General features: G+C 32.5%; 22 protein-coding genes and 2 rRNA genes. 7 read left to right on the top strand and 17 right to left on the bottom strand.

Annotation, left to right across the window (positions count from 1 at the left end):
- Window positions 1-2: 2 nt before the first annotated feature.
- From VKY41_RS07635 to VKY41_RS07665, 7 genes are all read right to left on the bottom strand, one after another.
- Window positions 3-1379: a M20/M25/M40 family metallo-hydrolase gene (locus VKY41_RS07635; RefSeq protein WP_500813846.1), complete on the bottom strand. Its 1377-nt coding sequence runs from the start codon at window positions 1377-1379 to the stop codon at window positions 3-5.
- A gap of 45 nt (window positions 1380-1424) precedes the next feature.
- Window positions 1425-2303 (bottom strand): PPK2 family polyphosphate kinase, encoded by an 879-nt coding sequence (locus tag VKY41_RS07640; RefSeq protein WP_500813847.1) that lies wholly within the window; start codon window positions 2301-2303, stop codon window positions 1425-1427.
- 21 nt (window positions 2304-2324) lie between these two features.
- Window positions 2325-3488, bottom strand: a complete 1164-nt coding sequence (locus tag VKY41_RS07645; protein WP_500813848.1) for a sigma-54-dependent transcriptional regulator — start codon at window positions 3486-3488, stop codon at window positions 2325-2327.
- A 53-nt stretch (window positions 3489-3541) separates the two neighbouring features.
- A complete protein-coding gene (locus VKY41_RS07650) occupies window positions 3542-4855 on the bottom strand; it encodes an ABC transporter permease (RefSeq protein WP_500813849.1) in 1314 nt (437 codons plus the stop codon).
- A gap of 1 nt (window position 4856) precedes the next feature.
- Window positions 4857-5783: an ABC transporter ATP-binding protein gene (locus VKY41_RS07655; protein ID WP_500813850.1), complete on the bottom strand. Its 927-nt coding sequence runs from the start codon at window positions 5781-5783 to the stop codon at window positions 4857-4859.
- A 297-nt stretch (window positions 5784-6080) separates the two neighbouring features.
- A complete protein-coding gene (gene dnaJ, locus VKY41_RS07660; protein ID WP_500813851.1) occupies window positions 6081-7208 on the bottom strand; it encodes a molecular chaperone DnaJ in 1128 nt (375 codons plus the stop codon).
- Between the two features lie 4 nt (window positions 7209-7212).
- On the bottom strand, window positions 7213-7737 hold the full coding sequence (locus VKY41_RS07665) for a nucleotide exchange factor GrpE (protein WP_500813870.1): 525 nt from the start codon (window positions 7735-7737) through the stop codon (window positions 7213-7215).
- Between the two features lie 165 nt (window positions 7738-7902).
- On the opposite strand from VKY41_RS07665, the gene VKY41_RS07670 reads away from it, so the two are divergent.
- Entirely contained in the window at window positions 7903-8559 is a 657-nt protein-coding gene (locus VKY41_RS07670) for a YceI family protein (protein WP_500813852.1), read from the top strand.
- Window positions 8560-8608: 49 nt separating this feature from the next.
- On the opposite strand, the gene VKY41_RS07675 is transcribed toward VKY41_RS07670, so the two are convergent.
- From VKY41_RS07675 to VKY41_RS07690, 4 genes are all read right to left on the bottom strand, one after another.
- Window positions 8609-9511 carry a TIGR01777 family oxidoreductase gene (locus VKY41_RS07675; protein WP_500813853.1) on the bottom strand — a complete coding sequence of 301 codons (903 nt, stop codon included), beginning with the start codon at window positions 9509-9511 and terminating at the stop codon, window positions 8609-8611.
- A gap of 179 nt (window positions 9512-9690) precedes the next feature.
- Window positions 9691-10377, bottom strand: a complete 687-nt coding sequence (gene mnmC2 / locus VKY41_RS07680) for a tRNA (5-methylaminomethyl-2-thiouridine)(34)-methyltransferase MnmC2 (RefSeq protein WP_500813854.1) — start codon at window positions 10375-10377, stop codon at window positions 9691-9693.
- 3 nt (window positions 10378-10380) lie between these two features.
- The gene (locus tag VKY41_RS07685) at window positions 10381-10818 is read right to left on the bottom strand and encodes a hypothetical protein (protein WP_500813855.1); all 438 of its coding nucleotides are present in this window, start codon (window positions 10816-10818) and stop codon (window positions 10381-10383) included.
- The gene (locus tag VKY41_RS07690; protein WP_500813856.1) at window positions 10819-11325 is read right to left on the bottom strand and encodes a DUF4920 domain-containing protein; all 507 of its coding nucleotides are present in this window, start codon (window positions 11323-11325) and stop codon (window positions 10819-10821) included.
- Window positions 11326-11436: 111 nt separating this feature from the next.
- Here VKY41_RS07690 and VKY41_RS07695 point away from each other — a divergent pair, with 111 nt between their 5' ends.
- Window positions 11437-12507: a branched-chain amino acid aminotransferase gene (locus tag VKY41_RS07695; RefSeq protein WP_500813857.1), complete on the top strand. Its 1071-nt coding sequence runs from the start codon at window positions 11437-11439 to the stop codon at window positions 12505-12507.
- An 87-nt stretch (window positions 12508-12594) separates the two neighbouring features.
- On the opposite strand, the gene VKY41_RS07700 is transcribed toward VKY41_RS07695, so the two are convergent.
- Window positions 12595-12981: a pyrophosphohydrolase domain-containing protein gene (locus tag VKY41_RS07700; RefSeq protein ID WP_500813858.1), complete on the bottom strand. Its 387-nt coding sequence runs from the start codon at window positions 12979-12981 to the stop codon at window positions 12595-12597.
- 129 nt (window positions 12982-13110) lie between these two features.
- Between VKY41_RS07700 and VKY41_RS07705 the strand changes: the two genes are divergently transcribed.
- Together VKY41_RS07705 and VKY41_RS07710 are read left to right on the top strand one after the other, a co-directional pair.
- A complete protein-coding gene (locus VKY41_RS07705) occupies window positions 13111-13296 on the top strand; it encodes a hypothetical protein (protein ID WP_500813859.1) in 186 nt (61 codons plus the stop codon).
- Window positions 13297-13646: 350 nt separating this feature from the next.
- A complete protein-coding gene (locus VKY41_RS07710) occupies window positions 13647-15926 on the top strand; it encodes a T9SS type A sorting domain-containing protein (RefSeq protein WP_500813860.1) in 2280 nt (759 codons plus the stop codon).
- A gap of 345 nt (window positions 15927-16271) precedes the next feature.
- Here VKY41_RS07710 and VKY41_RS07715 read toward each other — a convergent pair whose 3' ends face one another.
- Complete coding sequence (locus VKY41_RS07715) at window positions 16272-18308, bottom strand: dipeptidyl-peptidase 3 family protein (protein ID WP_500813861.1); 2037 nt, start codon at window positions 18306-18308, stop codon at window positions 16272-16274.
- Between the two features lie 87 nt (window positions 18309-18395).
- Here VKY41_RS07715 and VKY41_RS07720 point away from each other — a divergent pair, with 87 nt between their 5' ends.
- Together VKY41_RS07720 and crcB are read left to right on the top strand one after the other, a co-directional pair.
- Window positions 18396-19415, top strand: a complete 1020-nt coding sequence (locus tag VKY41_RS07720) for an SRPBCC family protein (RefSeq protein ID WP_500813862.1) — start codon at window positions 18396-18398, stop codon at window positions 19413-19415.
- Between the two features lie 37 nt (window positions 19416-19452).
- A complete protein-coding gene (gene crcB, locus VKY41_RS07725) occupies window positions 19453-19818 on the top strand; it encodes a fluoride efflux transporter CrcB (protein WP_500813863.1) in 366 nt (121 codons plus the stop codon).
- Between the two features lie 39 nt (window positions 19819-19857).
- Here crcB and VKY41_RS07730 read toward each other — a convergent pair whose 3' ends face one another.
- Together VKY41_RS07730 and VKY41_RS07735 are read right to left on the bottom strand one after the other, a co-directional pair.
- A complete protein-coding gene (locus tag VKY41_RS07730) occupies window positions 19858-20460 on the bottom strand; it encodes a DUF1684 domain-containing protein (RefSeq protein ID WP_500813864.1) in 603 nt (200 codons plus the stop codon).
- 283 nt (window positions 20461-20743) lie between these two features.
- Window positions 20744-21187 (bottom strand): Lrp/AsnC family transcriptional regulator, encoded by a 444-nt coding sequence (locus tag VKY41_RS07735; protein WP_500813865.1) that lies wholly within the window; start codon window positions 21185-21187, stop codon window positions 20744-20746.
- Window positions 21188-21314: 127 nt separating this feature from the next.
- Between VKY41_RS07735 and VKY41_RS07740 the strand changes: the two genes are divergently transcribed.
- Window positions 21315-21698: a hypothetical protein gene (locus VKY41_RS07740; RefSeq protein WP_500813866.1), complete on the top strand. Its 384-nt coding sequence runs from the start codon at window positions 21315-21317 to the stop codon at window positions 21696-21698.
- A 485-nt stretch (window positions 21699-22183) separates the two neighbouring features.
- Here the strand turns inward: VKY41_RS07740 and rrf are convergent.
- Window positions 22184-22291, bottom strand: a 5S ribosomal RNA gene (gene rrf / locus VKY41_RS07745).
- 116 nt (window positions 22292-22407) lie between these two features.
- Window positions 22408-22789 (bottom strand): 23S ribosomal RNA (locus VKY41_RS07750); the annotation flags it as partial.

Here is a 22789-nt window from a genome sequence, read left to right on the forward strand (position 1 = left end):
TTTTATTTTACCAAACCATATTTATCAAACAAATAAACCAAGCTTGCCATAGAAGCTGCTCCTAGTTCTAATTCACGTTTATTTACAGCATCAAAAGTATCGTTAGCGGCATGGTGATAATCGAAATATCGTTGCGAATCTGGACGTAAACCTGCTAAAACATTAGAATCTGTTTTTAATGGCCCTACATCTGCTCCACTTCCTCCTTTTTCAAAATAATGAATTAAATATGGTTTAAATAAATCTTTCCAACCTAATACCTGATTGAAATTAGCATCACTGCAATCAAAACTGAATCCTCGCGGTGTAAAACCACCAGAATCACTTTCTAAAGAAAAAATATGTTTTTCTCCTTTTTGCTTAGCAGCCTCAGCATATTTTATGGCTCCACGCAGTCCGTTTTCTTCATTCATAAATAAAACCACTCGAATACTGCGTTTGGGCTTTATGCCCGTTTCTTTAAACAATCGTAACACTTCCATAGATTGTACAACTCCTGCCCCATCATCATGAGCTCCATCGCCTAAATCCCAAGAATCCAAATGGCCGCCAACAATTATATATTCATTTGGGAATTGACTTCCAGTAATTTCACCAATAACATTGTATGATTGTACATCATCCAATTGTCTGCAGGTTTGATTGAAATAGAATTTTATATTTTTATCCAAGGCCAACATAGTGCTTAAGGTATTAGCATCATTTGTACTAATTGCTGCTGAAGGAATTCGTTTTGACAAAGGTAAATTTCCATAAGTCATACTTCCTGTATGAGGGAAATCGTCTTGGCGTAAACTTAAAGATCGTACTAAAACACCAACTGCACCATATTTAGAAGCCTCCAAAGCACCTGAATACCTTTGGTTAGCACAGCTTCCGTAAGCTTCAAATGTATGAATAACGTCTGGTTGCATTGGTCTATTAAAAAACACGATTTTTCCTTCTATATTTTCCTTCCCTAGAGTTTCTAATTCCTCCATACTTTTCACCTCAACAACATGAGCTTTCAATCCGCCTAAAGGAGTAGCAACGGAACCTCCTAACGCACAAATATTCACATTGGTTGTAGAGCCTAAAGCCGATTCTATAAAAGCAAATTCTGGAGCGCCACGAACCCATTTTGGAACCATAACAGGTTGAAGCCAAACTTTGTCAAGCTCTAATTTTTCAAGTTCTAGTTTAGTGTATTCTACAGCCAATTCAGCATTTAACGAACCCGACAAACGTCCTCCAATCTGATTAGATAAATAATCTAGCCATTGATAGCTATTTCCATTTGTAAGCGAGGCTTTATAAAGACTTTTTAAAACCTCTTCATCTGTTTGTGCTGAAGTATTTAATACAAGAAAAAAACTTAAAAATAAGAAGGTAAGTCGCATAAACTATGTTTTATAAATAAGGGTAGAATGAAAAAAAATTATTAATTATTCGTTTTCAAGTTGATTTTTATAAAGTTCAAGATTAGCTTTCACTTCATCGTCTAATTCCGGTTCTTTAATATCCTTATACTTTTTTAAGGTTTCGTAAATAATATTAGCAACCAAATATCTAGCAGTAGGCTTATCGTCAGAAGGGATAGTAAACCAAGGTGCATGAGGTTTAGATGTTCTATTTAATGCATCTTGGTAATAGGTCTGATAATCATCCCATAATTCACGCTCTTCTAAATCTCCAGGAGAGAATTTCCAGTTTTTATTTGCCTTTTCCAAACGTCGAAGCAGCCTATTTTTTTGCTCTTCCTTAGATAGGTGTAAATAGAACTTAAAAATGATTGTTCCGTTTTCGGCAATATGTTTTTCAAAATTGTTAATCTGATCAAATCGCTTATCCCAAAACTCTTGGTTTATATCTTCCTGAGAAGTTACATTTGGTAAGTTTTCGCCTAAAATATATTCCGGATGAACACGGGTTACTAAAACATTTTCATAATGTGTTCTATTAAAAACTCCAAACTTTCCACGGGCCGGAAGCGCTATGTAATGTCTCCATAAAAAATCGTGTTTTAGCTCTAATGAAGTTGGAACTTTAAAACTATGCACAACCACACCTCTAGCATTTAAATCTTTAAATACTTCACGAATTAAACTATCTTTTCCAGCCGTATCCATTCCTTGTAAACACACTAAAACAGCATATTTACCATGAGCGTACATCGTATCTTGAAGTTTGGCTAGTTTTTTTCTAATTTTACCTAACTTCTTTTCAATTTTCTTTGAATCTGCCTCTAAATCGAATATTGTAGGGATTTCATTTAATTGAATAGGCTTAGTTACTTTAAACTGCTTGTCGTCTATTTTTTTCATGAAGTTATGATTTTCTTTGAATTATTTTGAAGCAAACATTTTAACATCGTCTTCTCCAACTTCTTTTTCGCCTAAAATAATAAGGCGCTCAACCACATTTCGAAGTTCACGAATATTTCCAGTCCAATCGTAATCTTGAAGCATTTTTATAGCTTTTTCAGAGAACATTTTTTTAGCGGTACCATGTTCTTGTGAGATCTTTTCAGTAAAATAATCTATCAATAATGGAATGTCCTCTCTTCTTTCGTTTAACGACGGCACCTTAATAAGTATTATCGCTAAACGATGGTATAGATCTTCCCTAAATTTTCCTGCTTCTATTTCCTTTTTTAAGTCTTTATTGGTAGCTGCAATAACGCGTACATCAACTTTAATGTCTTTATCGCCACCTACTCTTTGAATTTTACTTTCCTGTAAAGCTCTTAACACTTTAGCTTGTGCAGACAGGCTCATATCTCCAATTTCATCTAGGAAAATTGTACCCTTATTGGCAGCCTCAAACTTTCCTGCACGATCTTTAACGGCGCTAGTAAAAGCACCTTTTATATGTCCAAATAATTCGCTTTCTATAAGTTCCGAAGGAATAGCCGCACAATTCACCTCTATTAAAGGACCATTAAAGCGTTCGCTTTTTTCGTGTAACCAATGTGCCACCAATTCCTTTCCTGTTCCGTTAGGACCAGTAATAAGAACACGTGCATCTGTAGGTGCCACTTTCTCAATCATGTTTTTTATATTTGAAATGGCCTCACTTTCGCCAATCATTTCATAGTTTTTGCTCACTTTCTTTTTAAGGCGTTTGTTTTCTACTACGAGCTCCTTACTATTTAAAGCAATACGAACAGTATTTAACAGGCGGTTTAAATCTGGTGGTTTTGATATATAATCGAAAGCCCCTAACCTCATGGTATTAACAGCTGTGTCTAAATCGCCATGACCAGAAATCATAACCATTGGAATTTCTGGTTTGATTTTTTTTACGGCTTCTAAAACCTCAACACCATCCATTTTTGGCATTTTAATATCACACAAAATAAGGTCGAAATCTTCATTTTTTATTTTTTCAATTCCAACTAAACCGTCTTCAGCTTCTTCTACATGGTAGTCAGAATTTTCTTCTGAAAGAATTTTAACCAATACACGTCTTATAGCCGCTTCGTCTTCTATTATTAATATTCTTGACATTGTTATATTTATTCTTTTGTCTTTATTTATTTTCTATGTTACCTAAATCCTAACTAATACTTAATCCACTTAAGCAACTCTTTATAACTCGGTTTTTTACCATACATTAAAATACCTACGCGATATATTTTTGCAGCAAACCACACGGTTAAAGTAAAGGTACCTACCAATATTACGAAAGATAACAATTGTTGCCAAATTGGAACACCAAATGGAATTCTCATTAGCATAACAACAGGTGAAGTAAATGGTATAAATGAAAATACAGTAGAGACGGTTCCGTGCGGATCTTCTATTACAGTAAAGATACCAATATATACGGCCAAGATTAAAGGCATTAAAACAGGTAATAAAAATTGTTGAGTATCTGTTTCATTATCTACAGCAGCTCCAATTGCAGCATATAAAGAGCTATACAGTAAATAGCCTCCTATAAAAAATAAAATAAATGCAATGATTAAATTAGTAATTGGTAAATTATAAAAAGCAGTTATGACATTTTGAATTTCGGTATTTACATCCGGATTTTGCATGGCTTGATTAATTAGTTCCTGTTGCCCAGGTTGAGATTGTGCTAAATCAATTCCAAAAACCAAGGATAAAATTGTCATTAATACACCTCCAAGGATAATCCAAACTACAAATTGAGTGATTCCAGCCAAGGATGTACCAATTATTTTCCCTAGCATAAGCTGAATTGGCTTGACTGAAGAAATAATAATTTCTATAATTCGACTAGTTTTTTCTTCAATCACGCTTCGCATAATCATATTACCATAAATAATGATAAACATAAAGAGCAAATAACCCGCTAGTCCACCAAAAATAAGTTTTACAACACTATCAATTTTGGATGTTTTTTCGCCAATAAAACTTTCTTGTCCGATATTTACAAGAACTCTTGCTGCTTTAATTTGAGCAATATCTACGCCTTCAATTTCTAATTGCAAATCTGTAAGCTGCTTTTCTAATTTATTTTCTAAAGCAGACATAAGTGATAATGAAGGTGATTCTTCAGAGTAAAACTTAATATGACTCCCTAGTTCATTAATATCTTTAAAGTTGTCTATATGTAATAAACCATATTCCCCAGTCTCATAAACCTGTTTTTTAGCTTCTTCTAAAGATAAATTTTCAATAATATTGTACTTAATGTTCTCTGTATCCACAAAGGAACTTTTTAAAATCCCAGATTCGTCTAAAACAGAAATCGTACGTTCTTTATTATCGTTTAATTGAGATAAGTAACCAACAACAGCAATAAGTGCAATCATAATGATTGGACTTAAAATAGTCATTACAATAAACGATTTGTTTTTAACCTTAGTTAAATATTCTCTTTCTATGATTAATCCTAAGTGATTCATTTTAATTATTCTTTATAGCTTGAATGAAAATATCGTTAGCGCTCGGAATTACTTCTACAAAATGAGACACAGCTCCCCTAGAAGTTAAAAAGCTCAACAAATCGTTAGGAATATCATTTTCTGCTAGCTTTACGTTAAGTTTTAAATCATCTCCAAGAGTTTTAAAATTAGCAGGAGACACATTGAATTTTTCGGAAATTTCCTTTTCCAACAATATGTTATCTGTAGCTCTAATTCCTATTTCAAAAGTATTGGTTTTAAACTGTCTTTTAATATCTGTTAATTTTCCATCAAGTATTTTATTGGATTCGTGAATTAAAGCAATTTGATCACACAATTCCTCTACAGATTCCATACGATGCGTTGAAAAAATAACCGTAGCTCCATTATCTCTCAACCTTAATATTTCATCTTTAATAAGTATGGCATTAATTGGGTCGAAACCAGAAAAAGGTTCATCGAAAATCAACAGTTTTGGTTCGTGTAAAACCGTCACTATAAATTGGATTTTCTGAGCCATTCCTTTTGAGAGCTCTTGGATTTTTTTGTTCCACCAATCTCCTATTTCCAACCTTTCAAACCAATATTTTAATCTGGTTTTTGCTTCAGATTTACTCAATCCCTTTAAACGAGCTAAATACATGGCTTGTTCGCCAACTTTCATGGATTTGTATAAACCTCGTTCTTCTGGCAAGTAACCAATATCACGAACATGATGCGACTTTAAAGATTCTCCGTCTAGAAAAACTTCTCCTTGATCTGGCATGGTAATTTGATTGATAATTCGGATAAGAGTTGTTTTACCTGCTCCATTTGGACCAAGTAGACCGTAGATACTTCCTTTTGGGACTGAAATAGAGACTTGGTTTAAAGCTGTAAAATCTCCGAATTTTTTAGAAACAGAATGGGCTTCTAATAGGTTATTCATATGAATTTATTATTAGGAATAGAATGGTAAAGATATTAAATGTGTTAAAGCAATCCCTAATTTAAGCCTATAAATTAGTATGACAATGGAAGAAGTATATAAAAACAAAACCCACCCTGAAATATATTAATATTTTAGGATGGGAAAAAATTGCTATGAAAAAGAAAAAACCACTATATTAAATAGTGATGTTTCAAATATAGTGTTTTTTAATAAGTAAACGAAAATTTAGAATAAATATGTTCCTAAAAACTAAAAACCCGTGGTTTAGACGGGTTTTACAAAGCTTTTTTATTATTATGTGAACATATCTTTTACTTTTTCAAAGAAAGATTTGTCGGAACTTTCCGGCTTTGGCATAAAGTGTTCATCGTCTTTCATTGATTCAAAAAAGTCTTTTTGTTGTTTGCTTAAGGTTTTTGGAGTCCATACATTAACATGAACTAATAAGTCTCCTTTTCCATATCCATTAATGCTAGGTATACCTTTTCCTCTTAAACGCAATATTTTTCCAGATTGTACTCCTGGTTCAATTTTAATACGAACTTTTCCTGTTACGGTATCTATTTCTTTAGAAGTTCCTAAAACTGCATCAGGGAAACTCACGTATAAATCGTAGTGTAAATTATCTCCTTCACGTTGCAAAGTAGTGTGTTTCTCCTCTTCAATCGCCACTAACAAATCTCCTGAAATGCCGTTTCCTGGAGCTTCATTTCCTTTTCCTGATACTTTCAACTGCATTCCATCTACAACTCCAGCTGGAATTTTAATAGAAACAGTTTCTTCTTTAACAATTAAACCGTGTGCATCTGCGCCTTCTGGTTTTTTATCTATAGTTTGTCCAGCGCCACCACAAGTTGTACAAGTGGTTGCTGTTTGCATACGCCCCAAAATAGTGTTTGTAATACGCGTTACCTGACCTGATCCATTACACATACCACAAGTTTGGTAAGTAGTCCCTTCTGCTTGAACTTTACGTCTTACTTTAACCTTTTTCTCAACTCCATTAGCAATTTCTTCAAGGGTTAATTTAACACGAATACGTAAATTACTACCTTTTACACGACGTTGCTGACCGCCAAAGCCTCCTCCAAAGCCAGAGAATCCGCCTCCGCCTCCAAAGGCTCCGCCAAAAATGTCACCAAACTGACTGAATATGTCATCCATATTCATGCCTCCGCCACCAAAACCACCATTTCCATCAAAAGCTTGATGTCCAAACTGATCGTAACGTGCTTTTTTGTCCGGGTTACTTAATACTTCGTATGCTTCTGCTGCCTCTTTAAACTTTGTTTCAGCGTCTTTGTCATCCGGATTTTTATCTGGATGATATTTTAATGCCTTTTTTCTATATGCCTTTTTAATTTCGGCAGCAGTGGCATTTTTATCAATTTTTAATACTTCGTAATAATCTCTTTTAGCCATTTTCTTATTGTCCTATTACTACTTTTGGAAATCTAATTGTTTTATCGCCAAGCTTATATCCCTTTTCAACCACATCAACAATTTTTCCTTTTAAATCGTCTGAAGGCGCTGGTATTTGAGTGATAGCTTCATGATCATCCGCATTAAACGTATCACCTGTAGCTAAAGTAATCTCTTCTAACCCTTTAGATTTTAGAGTGTTTTTTAATTTATTACTAATTAACTCTACACCTTTCAATAAGTCTTTTTCTTTAGTTTTAGAAATTTCAATATACGCTCTGTCAAAATCGTCTAAAATTGGCAACAAGGCCAACATCACCTCTTCACTAGCCGTTTTAAAAAGTTCTATACGCTCTTTAGAGGTTCTTCTTTTATAGTTTTCAAACTCAGCAAACAGACGTAAAAACTTGTCTTTTTCTTGTTTAAGCTCTTCTTCAAGGATTTCTTCCTTGCTTTGCTCTACCTGATCAATAACCTGACCTTCAACTTGTTCAGAATTTATATCTGAATTCTCATCTTTCTTACTCATAGTCGTATCACATAAATTATTTTTAATACTTCTTTTTAATGGCAAAAGTACTGCCATTCTTGTAAAAATGTCAAAATGTCATTAAAAAATTTTAATGTTTTATTTAGAAATTATTTAGGGATAATTAACTACTTTTGCAAATTAAAACTTAAAATTTATTTAATTATGAAAACAAGATTATTTACAATCTTAACAGTTGCAGCAATGACATTAGCATTAACAAGCTGCAAAGATAAAGCTAAAGAAGTAGCAACTAACGAAGCCCAAGTTGCAGCAGAAGCAACAGAAGTTTCTGCAAAATACAAAGTAGACTCTGAAGCATCAACAATTACTTGGACTGGTCATAAACCAACAGGCTCTCACCACGGAACAATTAGTATTGAAACTGGAGTTTTTACTGTTAACAACAATGTTATTGAAAGCGGAACATTTTTAATTGACATGAATTCTATTGATGTAAAAGATATTCCTGCTGACAATGAAGATAACGCAAGATTAGCAGGTCACTTAAAAAGTGCTGACTTTTTTGATGTAGAGAAATTTCCATCAGCTGCTTTTGAAGTAACTAAATTAGAAACTGTAGAAGGAAAATCTATGCTATCTGGAAACTTAAAAATGAAAGATGTTTCTAACAATGTTACTATTCCTGTAAATATTGATTATAATGACGATTCTGTTACTATTACTAGTGACACATTTACTATTGATCGTTCTAAATGGAATGTACAATATGGTTCAAAATCATTTTTCGACAACTTAGGTGATAAGTTTATCAATGATGAAATTGAATTAAAAATAGATATTAAAGCTGTTAAAGCTTAATACCTTTTTAACTTAAAAAAAAGCCGTTACAATTGTAGCGGCTTTTTTTTTACAACAAATCTTCTAATGCAGGTTTAAGATTTACATAACGAAAATTGAAACCTGAATCAATTATCTTTTTGGAACACACACGCTGACTTTCAAAAAGTAACACATGCATCTCACCTAAAACTAATTTCATAACTATTTTCGGGATATTCGGCAACCATAAAGGCTTGTTTATAGTTCTTGCAATAGCTTTTGTCAACTCCTTATTTGTTACTGGGTTTGGAGCTACAGCATTAAAAACCCCATCTAATTCATGTTCTAAGACATGCACAAATATTTTAGCTAAATCCTTTATATGAATCCAAGATTGCCATTGTAGTCCGGTTCCAAAAGCTGCTCCAACTCCAAACTTAATAGGTTTTACCATTTCCGGCAATGCCCCTTGGTTAGAGTCTAACACCAAACCAATTCTAATTTTTGTAACTAAAATCCCTAAGTCTAAAAACTCGTCGGCCGCCTTTTCCCAACTATGGACAACTTCACCTAAAAACCCCGAAGACTTGTCCAATGAACCCTCTTCATAATAGTTAATAATAGAGTCTGAATAAATCCCCACAGCACTTGCTGAAACTAATTGCTTTATATTTATATTTTCTTTTTTAATAGTAGACCTTAACAATTGTAAGGACTGCAACCTACTATTTAATATATTCTGCTTATAACTTTGTGTCCATCTTTTAGAGATTGGTGCTCCAGCTAAATTGATTATAGCATCGACACCTTCAAAACATGCCTTGTCTATTTCTTGCTTGGCAGGATTCCAATAAAAACCTTTGTAGTTTTCTGTAGTTTGTATTTTTTCCTTTGAAGTGGTTAAATAGTGTACAGAAATAGATTGTTTTTTACATTGAGCTACAATTGCATCTCCTACCAACCCCGTGGCCCCAGTAATTAAAACCTTCATATTTATTTTTTATATAAATATACAGCTTACAATTGCCTCTAACAGCTACTTTAGATAAGGTTTAACAGATTTAACGAAAGTTTATGGATTTGACAATGAATAACCAAAGTCCTTTTTGAAGAATTTGAATAGCGAACAAGTTATCAAACGACAATCTTTCTGAGATTATAAAATACTTGTTAGCCTTTAGGCTTGCTTGCGCGAAGCATTTCACGTTTTCCAGGAGGACCAGGAAGTTTTTCTACCAAAAAACCTACTGCTTGCATAGCACGACGCACACTTCCTTTAGCCGAATAAGTAACCAAAATACCTTCTTCTTTTAAGGAATTGAACATAATCTGAAATATAGATTCCGTCCATAATTCGGGTTGGACACGTGCACCAAAAGCATCAAAATAAATAAGATTGTATTTGTCTTTATCTTCAATCTTATGGAAATGCTTTTGTTGTTTCTCTAAAGTAAAATAGGATGTTATTTCAACTGGTTTTTCCCAAGTAACTAAGTGAATTTTTTCATATAACAAATTAATCTCATTGTCTTGAAACAAACTATTATAATTAAGAGCAAGTACTTCGTCCTGTGAAATAGGAAAAGCCTCTACACCAACATAATTTATTAAACATTGAGTTTTTTTAGCCTCAACCAAGGTAGTCATGGTATTTAAACCGGAGCCAAAACCAATCTCTAAAATAGAAATGGGTCCATGGTTATTAGACCTATTTTGAATCAGGTATTGTAAGCCTTGTTTTATAAAAACATATTGAGATTCTTGTAATGCACCGTGAATAGAATGATACTGCTCGTCTATTCCTACAAGTTGGATTGTTTTTGAACCATCAGCTGTGGTAATAATTTTACGTTCCAAAATTTATTTAATTAATAATTTCCGGATCCTTGGAATAGGTCCTGTACATTCCGTTTGGTGACAAGAAATACAAAGATTTACTGCATAATTAAACCGTTCCTCAACGGGAAGTTCTGACTCAGTATTGAAGATTTCTTTTTCAGTTTGAATAAATAGTTTTGAGAAACTTTGAAAGGTTTCGTTTCTACTTTTGAAATCTGATAATTCTGCTGTATGAATTTTTAGGAAATCTAATGGAAATTGGGTTGGCACTTTTCCACTAAGTATGTCTTGCTTTAGTTTTAAATTCTGAGCATACATTTCATTCATAAGATTAGCCATTTCGGAAGGTTGGTACATATCGTAAACCACCTCTTCTTTAACTGAATTTGAAGACTCCTCTGTATGCTTACAACTCGATAAAAAAAATAAAAAACAAATAGCGAAATTAATGACCTTCATCTATTCTTCTATTAAAAGAACACCATTAGCCTCAAAGGAATAAGTGCGTTTTGGTTCTGTAATAGCAGCAATTTCTTCTAGAGATTTTCCAGCATCTTCAGCATAATGACGAAGTTCTTCAACAGACATTTCGTTTACAAAGGCTTTCCCATTAATAATTACTTCTTTACCTGCTATGTTTTTAGGCATAAAAAAGCCGTAATCTTTAAACTTTACCATTACCTGTTCATCATTTCCTAAATCCATTTTCATCCAACAACCTTTGGACTGACAAACCTGATCTACTTTCCCTATTAATTTAGTTGAAACACTATCTCCAACTTTCATGGTTTTATAGTTTTCTACCATAGAAGCAAGCTCGACAGCTTGATCGGCTACTATTTCCTCTCCAAATGAAACATAAGTTAATTCATTTTTTCCTTCAGACACTTCTAGATTTTCACTAGGATTATTTTTACAAGAAAATACTAATAATGAGGAAATAACAAGGATAAAAATATGCTTCATGATAAATGTAAATTAAATTATGACTATCTACAAAGGTACGGTATTTTTAAAAAAAGTTTTGGTTTTTTATCACACTTAAATTAATTAAATTCGCGGTTCTAATAAAACGTCATGACATATATTACTAGCACCCCTTTAAAGATTGTAAAATCGGAAACCTCAAAGATTAAAAGTGTTGATTTTGAAAATTTAGCTTTTGGAAGAATTTTTACTGACCACATGTTTGTTTGTGATTATGTAGATGGCGCTTGGCAAGAGCCACAAATCATACCTTATCAAGCTATGAGTTTTGAGCCTTCTTCAAGAGTTTTTCACTATGGACAAGCTGTGTTTGAAGGTATGAAAGCATACAAAGATGAAGCGGGAAAGATTTGGTTATTTAGACCAGAAGAAAATCACAAACGTATTAATAAATCTGCGGCTAGATTGGCTATGCCTGCATTTCCTGAAGAATATTTCTTTAACGGTTTAGAAACTTTATTGAAAATGGATTCAGAATGGATTAAACCTGGTGTAGGAAATTCATTGTATTTAAGACCATTTGTCATTGCCACTGAACCTGCAATTTCGGCATCGCCAGCCAATACTTATAGGTTTATGATTATTTGTTCCCCAGCAAAAGCTTACTATTCTGGAAAAGTACGAGTTCTATTTGCAGAAAAGTATAGTCGTTCAGCCGATGGAGGTGTTGGTTTTGCTAAAGCAGCAGGAAATTATGCTGCTCAGTTTTATCCTACTTCTCTAGCTCAAGAAAAAGGGTATCAACAAATAATTTGGACCGACGCAAGTACACATGGCTTTTTAGAAGAAGCTGGTACTATGAACATCTTTTTTAGAGTAAATGATAAATTAATTACAGCGCCAACAAGCGATAGAATTTTAGATGGTATTACTCGTAGAAGCATCCTTCAATTAGCAGAGGATAATGGTGTTGAAGTTGAAGTAAGACGTGTTCCTGTAGAAGAAATTAAAGAAGCTGCCAGAAATGGAAGTTTAAAAGAAATTTTTGGGGCTGGAACTGCAGCTGTTGTGAGTCCTATTTCTGCTTTCGAACATGGAAATGAAGTGTTTGAAATCCCTGATAACGATAACCCTTATGCTAGTTTGTTTAAAAAGCAACTACAAGAAATTCAACATAATATATCGAACGACAAACACGGTTGGAGACGAGAGGTTAAATAGTTCTATGTAATAAAAAAATTATAAGTAGAATTTTATCGATTCTACTTATAATTTTCTATATTCTAAATATTATCCACAAATAATACTTTACTTATCAAGTATAGCTGCAATGTTGGGTTGAAAATACCCAGGGCCTTTTAGCACTTTTCCATCCTCTCGATAAATTGGTTCTCCGTTTTCACCAAGCTTACTCATATTACTTCGTTGGATTTCTTCAAAAACTTCATCTATTTTATGTTGCATTCCATGCTCTATAATGGTACCACATAAAATATAGAGCATATCGCCCAAGGCATCTGCAACTTCAACCAAATCGTTGTTATTAGCTGCTTCTAAATATTCTTCGTTTTCTTCTCGCATTAATTTATAACGTAACAAGTTTTTTTCATCCCCTAAATGTGCTTTAGGAGTTTCTCTATATCCAATTTTAAATGCTGTGTGAAAAGCTTTAACAGCTTCTATTTTATTTTTCATAGAAATTTTATTTTATACCAGAGTGTGAATGTTTGTCAACAAAAGATCCGGAATTTTTAATTGTTTTTTCATTCCCTAAAACAGAAACCATCTAGGAATGTTTTTGTAATTTCGCATAAAATTAAGGATATGTTTTCTCAGGGACAATGGGTTTTTGGAATTTTATTTGCAATCGCATTTATTGTAGTCATTTTCTACTCTTATAGACGTGATTTAAAACTTCATAAAAAATACTATAAAGGAAGTATTTGGGTGCTATTAGCCTTTATTTCATTTATTATATTTATTGCTTCAATTAAATGGTTTTTTAAATAATTACTTTTTTAATTAATCTTATTAATTTAATACCCAAGTAGTACCGACATTTTTAATTTCTCTAAGTGTTGAACTGGTTTATCATTGAATAAACTTATTGAAACACATAAAAATTCTTCAAAAACATAGATATATCAATTCCATCTAAGGCTAGTATCTATAAAAATTTCATACAGAAAACTAAACAATTATTTTAAGTGTTTTCAAAGCTTAATTAGCATTTTACTAATTTTAATTCTAGCCCATTTTAAGAGATTCTTATTTTTATCCTAAAAAATACTCAATTTGAGTATTGTACGATAAACAGATATATTATAACTTAGAAGTCTGTTAATCAATACTATAAGGTTATGATTCGTACTCTACTGTTTTTACTCACACTCTTTTTAACTACAAATTTCACATTTTCTCAAACCCCACCTAACGACCATATAACAAATGCGATATTAATAAATCAGTCTCCTTTTGTGCATAGAAACGTAAATATTACAGATGCAAATGTTGGAGATGGCGGACAAATTGGCTGTGACATTGGCGCTTCCTACAAATCGGTTTATTATAAATTTACTGCTACTAGCACAAGCAATGTTAAAATAACAGTTGAAGATTCACGCGAAGGTTGGGCACTTGGTGATGCCTTTGCAATTATTTACTCTGCTCCAAATTTAAATGCTACTAGTGATAGTCAATTAACAAATGTATCGCCATGCAGTCTTGGTGGTGTTACAAATTTCACACCAACAATTGGAACCGACTATTATATTTTAGTGCATAGATCTAATGGAGCATCTGTTTGGACAACTATAACTGTAGATATACCACAATATGTATCATCTAGTGAAAGGATTGCCTTATTTGACTTTTACAACAGTACTGGCGGAGGTAATTGGACCGACAACACTAATTGGAATACTTCTGAACCTGAGTCTTCGTGGAATGGTGTTGCTGTGAAAAATGGACATGTTTCTAAGATAGACCTTAGCAATAACAATTTAGTCGGGGCTATACCTTTAGCAATTACAACAGAACTCCCTTACCTTGAGGAAGTAAATTTTCAAAATAACAATTTAACTGAGACACTACCTGATTTCTCTTCTATAACAACAATGACTGCTTTAGATATACAGAACAACAATTATTCTTTTCAAGATTTAGAAACAAATTATACAAACAATTCAACTTTAACCACTTTTAGCTATCAAACTCAAAAGTTAAGAGATACAGAAATGAGTTTCGACGGAATAATAGGTGATAACTATAACTTATCTATGACTGCAATTCCTGGAACCAATGTGCAATATCAATGGTATAAATCTCGAATGGATTATTTCTCTCCTAGCGATGAACTTATTCCTGGAGAAACCTCTAACACATTAGATATTATAAACTTACAAAACGAAGATATGGATGTGTATTTTTGTAGAGCAACAAGCCCAATTATTCAGGACTTAAATATAGATAGATATACTATTGAAATAAAAGGTCCGGTATCACAATTGCAAAGGGATGCATTAATTGCAATTTATAATTCAACCAATGGAAGTAATTGGAATAACAATACCAATTGGTTAAGTACAGAACCTATTTCAACCTGGCATGGAGTTACTGTTAAAGGAAATAAAGTAACTGAATTGGAGTTAGGTGACAACAATTTAACAGGAACTTTACCTCCTGAAATTGGAGACTTAACAGGCCTACAATATCTATCCTTTTATTACGGTAATAGTATCAATGGAAACTTACCTCCGGAGATTGGTAATTTAACTGAGCTACGCTTGATAAGTATTGAAAACAATAATTTTACAGGAGAAATACCTGCCTCTTATGCTAATTTAACCAATATCAGAGGTTTCTGGTTTAATAATAATCAACTCTCTGGTGAAATTCCAAGCTTTGTTACATCTAACTACCCGAATCTGGTATTTTTCGATATTAGTTATAATAATTTCCAAGGTGTGTTACCCGATTTTACTGTATTAGCTAATTTAAGGTATCTAAGCATTTCCAATAACCACTTTTACAGTTCTGATTTTGAAAATGAATACAATTACTATTTAGATTTACAGTACTCATGGTATAATTCTTATTATTATTCTCCTCAAACAACTTTAGACCAACCAGAAAATCTTAGTTTAAATGAAGGTGATAATATTGTGCTTGAGGTAAGTGAAAGTTCTTCTAGATATGGAATTACAGCAAGAGCACAAACCTTACAATGGTACAAAAACGATGTTTTAATTCCTGGAGCAAATACAAATCCCTATATCATCGAAAATGCAACACCTGCAGATAGCGGGAGTTATCATTGTATAATTTCAGACACAAATTTTCCTGATTTTGAAATTGTTAGAGCTCCAATTGTTGTGGATGTTACCCTAGGAATTACTAGTAATGAAATAGAAGATTTTCAACTATACCCTAATCCAACAAACAATATATTATATCTTAAAAGTCCTTCGTCCAATGAAGCTACAGTTACTATTTATGATTTAAATGGACGTTTGGTTTTAAATCAGAACATTAATAAAGCCATAAATGAAATTAATCTTAGTCAGTTTCAAAACGGCATATATGTTTTAGAGTATAAAACTGAAAACACTAAAATTATTAAACAAATTATTAAACAGTAATTCAATAATTATTAATTAAAAACACAAAAGCCCTAATTTAAAGACATTTGTGTTTTTTAACCACCTAATTTTCATCCAAATAAAAGCTGTATTTTGATTGTTGTAATACAACTCCAAAAAGTATTGTTTGCATCATAAAATTGATAACCAATTAGACCTTATTCGATATATAATAAAAATCGACTATTATGAATTCGTTTTTAATTTTATTTTGTTTGCTTGCTATAAACTTTATTCTATTAAAGTTTGGTGTCAACAAATAAGTATTGTTTTTAAACTACATAAACAAAAAAAGCCTTAATGATTCTATCATCATTAAGGCTTTTTTTTTAAATTAAAATACTATTAATTCTCTTCTGGCAGAAAACTATAATTCTTACTATAGTCTAACATCTGACCAGGAAAAGTTTCTGGTTGTGTTACTTTTATAGCAATAATTTCACCATTATCATCCATTTCAGGTACTAATACAGGATTCACAAAACCACTATAAGGAGCTGATGTAAATTGCTTATTACGTTCTAAAATTTCAGCATGTAGTTCTTGATCAACTTTTACTCCATAAGTTTCAACCAAGGCTTCAACTGCTTTATAATCTCCTTCAGATTTAATTCGTTGAGTTTCGCGTAATAACTGTCCAAATAAATCATGTAACTTATCGTAATCAGTTATGTTGTAATATGTCTTTCCGTCACGTGTTACTTTTTCAATGACATTGTCTGCTTTACCTTTATCAAAAACCCAAGCACTTACCCATTGTCTATTTCTCATATGGGCTTGTTCAACGTCATCTCCTAAGTTTAATCGAATTAATTGTGTCATCAATCCGTTTCTAAGATAACCATCGTAAGCCGTTTTCCCTAAAGACTTCCAATCATCAACTAAACCTAATTCTTGTAATTTTGGATTGTATAAATAATAAAGACCTACTAAATCTGCACGACCTTCTTCTAAAGTAGAAGCATAATTTTTAAGTGTTTCCTTAGTTTCTCCTACTCCTGGATTTAATTGTCCAGACGCGTGACCTATTACTTCATGCAAAGCTGTGTGTAATTTATCTGCTACTTGCCCGTATTTTTCTTCTAGTTGCAATTCTTCTTCATCGTGTACAAATTCTTTTAAACGACCAGTACTTCCTGCATTGTTATAAGCTTCAATAATATTTCCTAGAGAAACAGATTTACTTCCTACTGCGGCACGAATCCAGTTTGCATTAGGTAAGTTAACACCTATTGGAGTGCTTGGTGAAGCATCTCCAGCCTCTCCTGCAACATTAACAACTTTATAAGTTACACCAACAACATTTTTCTTTTTGTGTTCATCCATTAAAGGGGAGTTATCCTCAAACCATTGTGCGTTATCCGATAAAACCTTCATTTTTTGAGACATATCGAAGTCGTTAATTTGAACGATAGACTCAAAAGTCCCTCTATAACCTACTGGGTCATTGTACACTTCAATAAAACTGTTAATATAATCTACGTTACCCTCAGTGGCAGCAGTCCAAGCTACATTATAATCATCCCAAGTTTGTAAATCTCCAGTTTTATAATATTCAATTAATAAACCGATAGCATCTCCTTGCGCTTTATTTTCAGCAACACCTTGAGCTAATTCTAGCCATTTAATAATTTCATCAATAGCAGAACCATATAATCCTCCTGATTTATAAACCAATTCTTTTAACTGTCCATTTTCTTTTACTAACTTAGAATTTAGACCGTATGATAAAGGCTTTTCTGGGTTTGGAGATTTTTTACTTTTATAAAAAGTCTCTACATCTGCATTGGTTACATTTGGACCATAAAAATTAACTGCAGAAAGGGCTACGTTATCCGCTCCTTTTGCCTTATTCACTTTCTTTGAATCGACATCATTAAAAATAACATCAAAAGCTTCTCCTTCAAGTGTTGTATTAGTTTCAGCTAATAAGGTTTTTAAATAATCTTCCGAAAATTCCGATTTCAATTTATCGTTAGAATAGTGGTGGTGAATTCCATTGCTAAACCAAACTCGCTTTAAATAAGTTTCAAAAGCATTCCAGTCATCGCTTGTTTTATCCCCAGAATAATTAGCATAAACAGATTCTAATGCCTTTCTAATTTTTAAATTATGTCTGTAATTTTGATCCCAAATAATATCTCTTCCGGCCAAGCCAGCTTGAGTTAAATAGTAAACCAATTTTTGTTCTTTTAATGTTAGCTTATCCCATCCTGGAATTTGATAACGTAACAACTTAATGTCGGCAAATTGCTCAACGTTATAATCGAAGTTGTTTTCTACTTTTACTTCGGCTACTTCTACCGGTTCTTTTTTATCTTCATTACAAGACACAAAAGCGGTTAAGGCCAATGCAAAACCTAATACATGTTTAACTTTCATCTTTTATTTTTTATATTGTATTACAAATGTAACATATATTAAGATAGTACAAAATTGATTATCTTTGAAAACAACTAGACTCACTAAATGAAAGCACTAAAGTATATTCTATTTTTAATTCTTACATTAATTATTGGTTTAACCATTTACATAGCCGTACAGCCTAATTCCTTTGAAATAAAACGTACTAGAACCATTGAAGCACCAACTCAAGTAATCTATAATAACGTTATAGATTTTGAAAACTGGGAAGCTTGGTCTCCTTGGACGGAAAAAAACAATGAAACGAAAGTAACTTTAGGTGAAAAAACTAAAGGTATTGGAAGCAGTTATTCGTGGGTAGATAAGGTTGGGAAAGGCCAATTAAAAACTATTGAAACTTCAGAAAACAATTCTATTGATCAAAAATTACAGTTTGGAGAATATGCTCCGTCGGATATTCATTGGGATTTCAAGCCAAAAACCAAAAGTATAACAGAGGTTTCATGGACTATGAATTCAGACAAGATCCCTTTTAAATTTAAGGCATACGCACTTTTTACAGGAGGATTTGACGAAATGATAGGTCCGGATTTTGAAAGAGGTTTAGAGAGGTTAGATAGCATTGTTGTTTCATCCATGAAGGTTTATTCAATAAAAATTGATAAAATAACTCAACATGGAGGTGGATTTTATCTTTACAACACAACATCTGCTAAAATGAACGATTATGAAAATATAAAACAAGAAATGTTTGCGAAGGTTAGTGCTTATGTTAAAGCTAATAACATAACTACTGCTGGACCTCCTTTTGTACTATACCATAAATTGGATGAGGAGAACAATGCCGTAATGTTTTCATGTTGTATCCCAACTACCAATCAAGTAATTACTGTGGAAAGCGATATTTTAACAGGCCAGTTAGATCCTTTTAAAGCTTTAAAAACTACCTTAAAAGGGAATTATAGTAACATACAAGAAGCTTGGAAAACATCCTTATCCTACATTCCTGAAAACAATTTAATACAAACAGAGTTAGGTCCAATGTTAGAGGTATATGTTACAGATTCTACAAAAACCTCAAATCCTGCAGATTGGATTACGGAATTATATTTAGCTTTAGATTAATAAAATTATCTCTAAAAAAAGAGATTAAATCTATTTAATGAAACAGCTTTTACTGGTTTTTATTGGTGGTGGTGTTGGAAGTGTTTTAAGACACCTTCTTGGAAAGTATTTAAACAGCAATCAAACCGGAATCCCGTTTGGCACTTTTGCTGCTAACATAATCGGGAGTTTGCTAATAGGAATAATTCTAGGGCTAGCTGCCAAAAACAATACACTTTCCCAAAATCACACACTCTTGCTAGCTACTGGTTTTTGTGGAGGCTTCACTACGTTTTCTGCATTTGCCTACGAAAATCATGTATTTTTAAAGGCTGGAGATTTTATGAGTTTTGCCATTTATACTATTGCAAGTTTTGTATTAGGGTTTTTAGCCGTTTTTTTAGGAATGTTTCTAGTTAAGTAACAAAATTACTTCTTAAATGGAACTCCTTCTAAAACTAGTTTATTCTCTTTTAAAATCTTTAACTCCAGCTTCCACCTTAACCTGTATATAGTTTTCTCTTGGCACAATCGGACAAGAATATATTTCGTTATAAGCACAATACGGATTATACGATTTATTAAAATCTATTTTAATCTTTCCATTTTCCGGTAATTCACAATCTAAATATCTTCCTCCTCCGTAAGTAGTTTCGCCATTTGTTGAGTCTAAAAACGGTAAAAACAAGTAATCTTCAAAACCTTCATCTTCCATTAAATCCAAACTTTGATAGATATTAAGTTGATGTTCTTTACCTTTTAATTCAAAAGTTGCTATCCCATATTTTACATACATAGGCATTCTATCCGTAGTCGTTTTCATTTTAAAAGGAATTTCGTCCGGTGTTCTTTCAAAAGTAGCTTGAACGACATATGTGGAATCAAATTTAAAAAAATCTAAGCCTCTAAAGTTTTTTCGATCTTTAAGTTTTAATGGCGATTTCGAAGCATCTTTAAAATCAGCATTCATCTTTTTTTGAAATTCGGTTTCCCCTAAAATAGGCTGTTTCTTTTGAGTACAACTTACAATGGAAAGAAATAAAAATAAGTTTAAGAAGTATTTCATTTTTACATTATTTACATTTCAAAAATACAATATTTAACTATTTACTGTCGACTTAGATATATAAAAAGCAAAATACTGTAACCTATAATTTTATATATCTAAAAATTTAAACCATTCTTTTACTGCTAAGGCTTATTTCCTATGTATAATATAATTATAAATAAAAACTAGAACCACTTTTTTACGTTTGAGCTTAACATGGGTTATACATTTTTAATAAATCACTAAGAAAGTATAGAAAGTAATGATGACCTGAAAATAGAAAAGACAATCAAATTTTAATCTATTTTACCGGTTTTACAGGGTGATGTTTAATAACATGAGATAAAACAATCTGGGTTTTAGTTTCACCATAAACAATTAACTGATCTATAAAAGTTTCTAAATGTTTCTGATTTTTTAAAATTACTTCCAATACTATATTTTCATTACCAGTAATTCTATAGCAATTTAGAACTTCATCAAAGGTTTTGACTTTTTCTAAAAATGGCTTTAACATTCCCATAAAAGCACGAATCGTTATAAGAGCTTTTAATTGATATCCAACCTCAAAAGGAGAAACAGATGTATGGTAGTTTTGAATTATACCGAGGTCTTCCATTTTCTTAATTCTCTCAGAAACAGCTGGAGAACTTATCCCAACTTGACGACCAATTTCAGCATTAGATAGCCTTGCATTGCTCTGTAAACACTTTAAAATTTTCCAATTTAATTGATCTAAACTCATATTAAAGAATAATTGAATTCTACGTTAATTACTAAACTAAATATACAATTTTACTTTAACTTCTAAAGTTGAAAATGAAAACTTGTTGGTAAATTTGATAAAATTGTTATAAAAGTCAGTATTAAATATGTCAACACACTTGAACCATTCCCCTATATATCAAAAGGCTATGGAAATTATAATTCTATCGCGTAGCATATCTACGTATTTAACTCAAGATTTGGCTTACCTAAAACCTGATGGAAAAGAAGATTCAAACATATATTTTTCTGGAGACATCGTACAACAATCGTCGTCTTTAGCTCCAGAAATTGAAAAAGCGGAATTGGAAAAATACAGCGATAAAAAATACAAACATATTGCATCCGTTAAAAGATTAACAAATATGTTATATAAAAACTGTAGTCGTTTAGAAAAATCTAATAGCAATGGTAAAGATTATCTTCCAATACTTCGAAATGAATTAAAAAAGTTCAGAAAACTACAGCATACATGGTCGCTAACATTGTAAAGCATCTATGTTTAATGACATAAATACTTTTTGACTACATACCATAGAGTTTAATTTCATCGGACATCTACGGTAATAAAACGCATTCCCATTATCCTTCCTGATATTTCCAAAAATAACATCTCGATTTTTATAAACTTTTACTAAGAAGACAATATTTTTAATACATTATCTATATTCACTTAAAATGTTTTATAAGTGATTTTAAAGTATATCTAAATAGACTTTTAATCCATCCTGTTAAACGCAGAACAAAAACCAAGATATCACTTTAAATTTGGTATTATTAACCTCAATGACCTTTCTGTTCTTAATAATTTAATATAGAATAACACATAAGTTATTAAACCTATATCAAGAGAGTATAGAAGCTTATTTAGAACAATAAAATTTGCCCCTAGCATTTTCAGAATTTCCCCTTCCGATTATTTTTTCAAATTATTCCAAAAAAAAATCCCGATTCAAATAAATGAATCGGGATTCTAAAAAGGCGATGACCTACTCTTCCACAAATGCAGTACCATCGGCGCTAATGGGCTTAACTTCTCTGTTCGGAATGGTAAGAGGTGAGCCCCATTGCAATAACCACCTTAAGCTGTTATCTCGCAATTATCGCGGGATTGCTTTTGACTAGCAAAAGCCTAATATTGTAACATATTGAAAAAGAATCATGAAGTATTTAAATTGCACTCGTATAAAAAAACAGGCGTACAATAAGCCTATGGGTTATTAGTACTACTCGGCTATGACATTGCTGCCTTTACACCTATAGCCTATCGACCCCGTAGTCTACGGGGACCCTTTAAAGAAATCTCATCTTGTGGTGGGTTTCGCGCTTATATGCTTTCAGCGCTTATCCCTTCCAAACGTAGCTACCCAGCAATGCTCCTGGCGGAACAACTGGTACACCAGAGGTTTGTCCAACTCGGTCCTCTCGTACTAGAGTCAGATCCACTCAAATTTCTAACGCCCACTGTAGATAGAGACCGAACTGTCTCACGACGTTCTGAACCCAGCTCGCGTGCCACTTTAATGGGCGAACAGCCCAACCCTTGGGACCTTCTCCAGCCCCAGGATGTGACGAGCCGACA

This window comes from Xanthomarina sp., assembly GCF_035306605.1.
GTDB lineage: Bacteria > Bacteroidota > Bacteroidia > Flavobacteriales > Flavobacteriaceae > Xanthomarina.

Excerpts from the sequence above, each read along its gene's own strand:
- VKY41_RS07635 (WP_500813846.1), bottom strand. The coding sequence starts at position 1,379 with ATGCGACTTACCTTCTTATTTTTAAGTTTTTTTCTTGTATTAAATACT.
- VKY41_RS07640 (WP_500813847.1), bottom strand. The coding sequence starts at position 2,303 with ATGAAAAAAATAGACGACAAGCAGTTTAAAGTAACTAAGCCTATTCAA.
- VKY41_RS07645 (WP_500813848.1), bottom strand. The coding sequence starts at position 3,488 with ATGTCAAGAATATTAATAATAGAAGACGAAGCGGCTATAAGACGTGTA.
- VKY41_RS07650 (WP_500813849.1), bottom strand. The coding sequence starts at position 4,855 with ATGAATCACTTAGGATTAATCATAGAAAGAGAATATTTAACTAAGGTT.
- VKY41_RS07655 (WP_500813850.1), bottom strand. The coding sequence starts at position 5,783 with ATGAATAACCTATTAGAAGCCCATTCTGTTTCTAAAAAATTCGGAGAT.
- dnaJ (WP_500813851.1), bottom strand. The coding sequence starts at position 7,208 with ATGGCTAAAAGAGATTATTACGAAGTATTAAAAATTGATAAAAATGCC.
- VKY41_RS07665 (WP_500813870.1), bottom strand. The coding sequence starts at position 7,737 with ATGAGTAAGAAAGATGAGAATTCAGATATAAATTCTGAACAAGTTGAA.
- VKY41_RS07670 (WP_500813852.1), top strand. The coding sequence starts at position 7,903 with ATGAAAACAAGATTATTTACAATCTTAACAGTTGCAGCAATGACATTA.
- VKY41_RS07675 (WP_500813853.1), bottom strand. The coding sequence starts at position 9,511 with ATGAAGGTTTTAATTACTGGGGCCACGGGGTTGGTAGGAGATGCAATT.
- VKY41_RS07685 (WP_500813855.1), bottom strand. The coding sequence starts at position 10,818 with ATGAAGGTCATTAATTTCGCTATTTGTTTTTTATTTTTTTTATCGAGT.
- VKY41_RS07690 (WP_500813856.1), bottom strand. The coding sequence starts at position 11,325 with ATGAAGCATATTTTTATCCTTGTTATTTCCTCATTATTAGTATTTTCT.
- VKY41_RS07695 (WP_500813857.1), top strand. The coding sequence starts at position 11,437 with ATGACATATATTACTAGCACCCCTTTAAAGATTGTAAAATCGGAAACC.
- VKY41_RS07700 (WP_500813858.1), bottom strand. The coding sequence starts at position 12,981 with ATGAAAAATAAAATAGAAGCTGTTAAAGCTTTTCACACAGCATTTAAA.
- VKY41_RS07705 (WP_500813859.1), top strand. The coding sequence starts at position 13,111 with ATGTTTTCTCAGGGACAATGGGTTTTTGGAATTTTATTTGCAATCGCA.
- VKY41_RS07710 (WP_500813860.1), top strand. The coding sequence starts at position 13,647 with ATGATTCGTACTCTACTGTTTTTACTCACACTCTTTTTAACTACAAAT.
- VKY41_RS07715 (WP_500813861.1), bottom strand. The coding sequence starts at position 18,308 with ATGAAAGTTAAACATGTATTAGGTTTTGCATTGGCCTTAACCGCTTTT.
- VKY41_RS07720 (WP_500813862.1), top strand. The coding sequence starts at position 18,396 with ATGAAAGCACTAAAGTATATTCTATTTTTAATTCTTACATTAATTATT.
- crcB (WP_500813863.1), top strand. The coding sequence starts at position 19,453 with ATGAAACAGCTTTTACTGGTTTTTATTGGTGGTGGTGTTGGAAGTGTT.
- VKY41_RS07730 (WP_500813864.1), bottom strand. The coding sequence starts at position 20,460 with ATGAAATACTTCTTAAACTTATTTTTATTTCTTTCCATTGTAAGTTGT.
- VKY41_RS07735 (WP_500813865.1), bottom strand. The coding sequence starts at position 21,187 with ATGAGTTTAGATCAATTAAATTGGAAAATTTTAAAGTGTTTACAGAGC.
- VKY41_RS07740 (WP_500813866.1), top strand. The coding sequence starts at position 21,315 with ATGTCAACACACTTGAACCATTCCCCTATATATCAAAAGGCTATGGAA.